Below are 4,139 nucleotides of genomic sequence, written 5' to 3'. Positions count from 1 at the left end.
GGCACCGTTCGACCAGGGTCTTCATCCCGCCCGGCCGGAGTCCCCGAAATCAACCCGACCAACATGCCCGTCGGGATGGGGCGAAGCCCGGCTAGTGATCATGCGACTTGCACCCCGTCTCGGGGTTGTTCGCCAGCCGTTGGGCTGGTTCCCTTCCGCGCTTCACCGCCACCCGCCGGGCGAGGCCCGGTCTTACGGTCGGCTCCACGCTTGACGGCGGCCCCAACGCCTGATCGTATCGCCGAGCAGCCGGCCTGCGCCTTGCCCGGAACTTCGCAGCGCCATCAGTGCTCTTGTACGGAGGTGCTGTACCAATAGGAGGCGGCTATGGCTGAGATGACCGCGAGCGGCGCACGCAAGGATCTGTTCCGGTTGCTGGCCGAGGTCAACGAGAATCGCGAGCCGGTGACGATCACCAGCAGACGCGGCGACGCGGTGCTGATAGCCCTAGACGATTACCGCTCGATGGAAGAGACCCTGTACCTGCTCTCCAGCCCGGCCAATGCCGCGCACCTGAACCGCTCGATGGACGAGTTCCGATCCGGCCGGCTCATCGAAGCCCACGTCCGCGATGACCGGATCGAGCCCAGCGATTGAGGACTGTCGCCTTTACCCCCTCTGGCTGGCGCTCCTACACCGACCTGCTCGCCGAGGATAAGAAGGCCGCCGGCCGCGCCGCGAAACTGATAACCGACCGCCTCCGCGACCCGTTCAAAGGCATCGGCAAGCCCGAACCGCTACGCGGCACCCTGTCCGGCGCATGGTCGCGGCGGATCACCCAACAGCACCGACTCGTCTACACCGTCACCGACGCCCACATCGTCGTGCTGTCCTGCCGCTACCACTACTCCGGCCTCGGAAGGGACGACGTCGGCACGTAGGGGTCGCGCGCAACAGCGTCGCAGCCACCGGACCGACCCGCGAATCGGTGGTAGACCGGAAGCTACTGCTTCAATGGGCCAGCGCGCGGGGAGGACATCATGACAACCACGATGACGAGACGAACGGCGATGAAAGGGGCCGCCGCGGCCCTGGCCCTGGCGGCCGTCGTAACCACCGGCACGGCCACCGTCGTACCTGTCGCCCAGGCCGGCCCGTACCCGATCGTCGGCACCTTGGGCAGCACGCTGCAGATGACCGACACCGTCGGCCAGGTGACGTTCTCCTGGCGGGTCGAAGGCCTCAAGCCCAGCAGCGACACCATGCCGGACTTCCCGGTGACCGGCAAGGTCTGGGAGGCCACCGCGACGGTGCATGCCATCAACGATCCGGTGACCCCGGCCGTCTCCCAGTTCAACGCCGTCGCCCCCAACCAGGCCGTCTACCGGGTGCTGTGGGAGGTCGCCGCGCCGAAGGGCATCAGCGCCGCCACCATCCCGGCCGGCGCCACCGCGACCGGCAAGGTCTACTTCGACGTCACCGGGCCGGCGCCGACCACCGTCACCATGAACAACGGCATCGAAGACCTGATGGTCTGGGGGCCGTAGCCATAGGAGCCCGCAGCCAACTGGCGTGACATCGACCCGAGGGTTGGTCATGCTTATGACGATGTCGGCATCGGGGTTCGCGTTCAGCCCCCTCGCGGAGGCGAAAACACATCTGCCGGAGTTGGTGGCCCGGGTCGCTGAGCACCACGAACGGGTCACCGTCACCGTGCACGGCCGCCCCACCGCGGTGCTGGTTGCCGTCGACGACCTGGAGGCGCTGTAAGAAACCGTGGCGGCTCTCCGACCGCGCGGCGCGCTCGCCGACGCCGATGCCGAGTTCGCCCGCGGTGCGGGCGAAGACCAAGACAGCCTCGACGCCGCGATGCGCGCACACCGGGCACATGCGAAGTCGTGACCGGCGGACGGTACCGGCTGATTATTGCCCCTACCGCGAAACGGCAGTTGGCGGAGGAGCTTCCCGAGGCGGTCGCGTTCGCCGCGGATGAGTTCATCGTCGGCCCGTTGCTCGACAACCCGCACCGGGTCGGCAAGCGGCTCCGGCCACCTTTGCAGGATCGGTTCAGTGCTCACCGCGGCACCTACCGCGTCCTCTATCGGATCGACGACGCGCAGCGGAGCGTGATCGTCGGCGGCCTGTTCGGCCGCGGCGACCCCGACCGCACCCGGAGCGGCGGCCCGACCGACGCGGCACTGCCACCGGCAGGATGACATCATCCCTGGGTGGCCCCGCAACCCCCCGACTCCCCCGACGCAGCCCCGAAGCGGCCGGTGGTGCTGCGCATCTCGCCGATGGCGCACTTCGCGGTCGGCTTCTTCGCGCTGGGTCTGCTGATCCCGGTGCAGCTCTGGCCACCCAGCGCGCCGCTGCTGGTCATCCCGGTGCTGCTGTCGGCGCTGATCGTGCGGCTGCGCACCGTCGCCGACGCCGAGACGGTGACCGCTCGGAGCCTGCTGGGCGCCCGGACGGTGCGCTGGGGGCAGATCGACGGACTGCGGTTCACCCGGGGCTCCTGGGCGCGGGCGCAGCTGGCCGACGGCACTCAGCTGCGGCTTCCGGCGGTCACCTTCGCGACGCTGCCGCTGCTCACCGAGGCCAGCGGCGGGCGGGTGCCGAACCCGTACCGGTGATCGCCTAGCCCATAGACGGCGACCCGCCGCGCCCGGCTGTGCCGCGCTTGCGATCGCCTAGCTAGCCCATAGACGGCGACCCGCCGCGCCCGGCTATGCCGCGCTTGCGATCGCCTAGCTAGCCCATAGACGGCGACCCGCCGCGCCCGGCTGTGCCGCGCTTGCGATCGCCTAGCCCAGCGGGTTGGCGCCGTTGAGGAGCACCCATATCGTCACCCCGCCGGCGATGCCGATCAGCAGCACCACGAACGAGCCGATGAACGGTCGCCTGGCCCAGCCTCGGTCGCCGTCGAGCGCGTAGCGGCCCGGTCCGGCCAGAATCACGACGACGGCGATCAATGCCATCATCACCTGGTATTCGTGGTCGCCCGACATGAAGTAGGAGAGCCGGCTGCCCTCCTGGGTGGAGACGCCGGCCAGCACCCCGTTGAGCAGGTAGGCCAGCGCGCCGGCGGCGGCCAGCGGCGTGAACAGCCCGAACGCCAGCAGCACCCCGGCGGCGACCTGCCCGCCCGCGGCCACGTAGGTCAGGATGTCGGTGTGCAGGTAGCCGGCGTCGGTGAGCGACTTACGGAAGCCACCCAGCCCCTCGCCGCCCCACCAGCCGAACACCTTCTGCAGCCCGTGCACGATCAGCACCACGCCCAGGCCGAGCCGCAGCAGCAGCAGGCCCAGGTCCTGGGTGCCGCGCCGGTCCGCGCCGCGATCCAGCGGGTCGGCGGCGACCGACTCGTCGAGCCCAGAGAGGCCGTCGGTCGCCGGCGCATAGGGCAGCTCGCTGTCCAGCGGGTGGTAGTCGGAGCCCGGGTGGCTCGAGCCGTACGACGGGAGGGCGGTGGTCTCGTAGTCTCCGGCATAGTCGGCTGAGGGCAGATCATCCTCCGGATCGACCATCTTCGCGGACTTGCCAACCGTCGCTGAACCGCCCAGCCGCCGCCAGCCCGAGTCCACTGAGTGCTTGGTCACGCCTGACAGGGTACGGCTAACCCCGGCTGGATTGGGCGGTGAACCGCCGGACGACCACCGACTTTCCGGACGCGACGGCGCGGCTATCGGCGCGGGTACCGACCCGAATGCCGAGCCGTCGGCCGCCTGGACCGTCGCCGCCGCAGCACCGATGTGGCAGACCCGCCGGGGGTGTCCGTAATCTGACGAGATGCGGAAGTGGGGATCGGTGCGTCGCGTGCTGGCCGCGTCCTGCGCGCCGCTGCTGCTGCTGACCGGGTGCGCGCAATTCAACAACGACCTGTCCGATCCGTTCACCGCCGTGCCGCGCCGGGGGATGAAACAGACCACGACGACGCCGCCGCCGCCGCTGCCGGACAACCTGCCCCGCAAGAAGTGCCCGGCACCCGGAGTGATGCAGGGCTGCCTGGAGAGCACCAGCGGGCTGATCATGCTGCCGGACAGCAAGTCGGCGCTGGTGGCCGAGCGGATTACCGGGGCGGTCAAAGAGGTCTCAGTGAGACACGAGCCCAAGCTCAAGACCGTCATCCCGGTCGACGCCGGCGGCGACGGCGGGCTGATGGACATCGTGCTGTCGCCCAGCTACGCCCAGGACCG

Annotated in this window: 9 protein-coding genes and 1 pseudogene; 8 read left to right on the top strand and 2 right to left on the bottom strand. The window is 69.8% G+C overall.

The features are described 5' to 3' along the window. Window positions 1-98: 98 nt before the first annotated feature. A pseudogene (locus tag AC2VNT_RS16370) lies at window positions 99-230 on the bottom strand (hypothetical protein); the annotation flags it as partial. Window positions 231-327: 97 nt separating this feature from the next. Between AC2VNT_RS16370 and AC2VNT_RS16365 the strand changes: the two are divergent. From AC2VNT_RS16365 to AC2VNT_RS16335, 7 genes are all read left to right on the top strand, one after another. Then, window positions 328-597 carry a type II toxin-antitoxin system Phd/YefM family antitoxin gene (locus tag AC2VNT_RS16365; protein WP_486947856.1) on the top strand — a complete coding sequence of 90 codons (270 nt, stop codon included), beginning with the start codon at window positions 328-330 and terminating at the stop codon, window positions 595-597. Next, the gene (locus AC2VNT_RS16360; RefSeq protein ID WP_486947855.1) at window positions 594-881 is read left to right on the top strand and encodes a Txe/YoeB family addiction module toxin; all 288 of its coding nucleotides are present in this window, start codon (window positions 594-596) and stop codon (window positions 879-881) included. Before AC2VNT_RS16365 ends, AC2VNT_RS16360 begins: the two co-directional genes overlap by 4 nt. A gap of 111 nt (window positions 882-992) precedes the next feature. Further along, the gene (locus tag AC2VNT_RS16355) at window positions 993-1,487 is read left to right on the top strand and encodes an MPT63 family protein (RefSeq protein WP_486947854.1); all 495 of its coding nucleotides are present in this window, start codon (window positions 993-995) and stop codon (window positions 1,485-1,487) included. A 61-nt stretch (window positions 1,488-1,548) separates the two neighbouring features. After that, the gene (locus AC2VNT_RS16350; protein ID WP_486947853.1) at window positions 1,549-1,710 is read left to right on the top strand and encodes a type II toxin-antitoxin system Phd/YefM family antitoxin; all 162 of its coding nucleotides are present in this window, start codon (window positions 1,549-1,551) and stop codon (window positions 1,708-1,710) included. A gap of 6 nt (window positions 1,711-1,716) precedes the next feature. Next, window positions 1,717-1,842: a hypothetical protein gene (locus AC2VNT_RS16345; RefSeq protein WP_486947852.1), complete on the top strand. Its 126-nt coding sequence runs from the start codon at window positions 1,717-1,719 to the stop codon at window positions 1,840-1,842. Further along, a complete protein-coding gene (locus AC2VNT_RS16340; protein WP_486947851.1) occupies window positions 1,839-2,156 on the top strand; it encodes a type II toxin-antitoxin system RelE family toxin in 318 nt (105 codons plus the stop codon). The genes AC2VNT_RS16345 and AC2VNT_RS16340 overlap by 4 nt, the downstream gene beginning before the upstream one ends. Before the next feature lie 81 nt (window positions 2,157-2,237). Beyond that, entirely contained in the window at window positions 2,238-2,576 is a 339-nt protein-coding gene (locus AC2VNT_RS16335) for a PH domain-containing protein (RefSeq protein ID WP_486947857.1), read from the top strand. 171 nt (window positions 2,577-2,747) lie between these two features. Here the strand turns inward: AC2VNT_RS16335 and AC2VNT_RS16330 are convergent, their stop codons facing one another. Beyond that, a complete protein-coding gene (locus AC2VNT_RS16330) occupies window positions 2,748-3,542 on the bottom strand; it encodes a DoxX family protein (RefSeq protein WP_486947850.1) in 795 nt (264 codons plus the stop codon). A 190-nt stretch (window positions 3,543-3,732) separates the two neighbouring features. On the opposite strand from AC2VNT_RS16330, the gene AC2VNT_RS16325 reads away from it, so the two are divergent. Then, window positions 3,733-4,139 (top strand): PQQ-dependent sugar dehydrogenase (locus tag AC2VNT_RS16325; protein WP_486947849.1); only part of this gene is annotated, 407 nt, incomplete at its 3' end.

The organism is Mycobacterium sp. TH-M15 (genome assembly GCF_057473705.1).
The sequence above is the reverse complement of the archived record's forward strand: the minus strand, read 5'-3'. Positions and strand labels throughout refer to the sequence as shown.

Coding starts and splice junctions, on each gene's coding strand:
- AC2VNT_RS16365 (WP_486947856.1), top strand. CDS start 328: ATGGCTGAGATGACCGCGAGCGGCGCACGCAAGGATCTGTTCCGGTTG.
- AC2VNT_RS16355 (WP_486947854.1), top strand. CDS start 993: ATGACGAGACGAACGGCGATGAAAGGGGCCGCCGCGGCCCTGGCCCTG.
- AC2VNT_RS16350 (WP_486947853.1), top strand. CDS start 1,549: ATGTCGGCATCGGGGTTCGCGTTCAGCCCCCTCGCGGAGGCGAAAACA.
- AC2VNT_RS16335 (WP_486947857.1), top strand. CDS start 2,238: ATGGCGCACTTCGCGGTCGGCTTCTTCGCGCTGGGTCTGCTGATCCCG.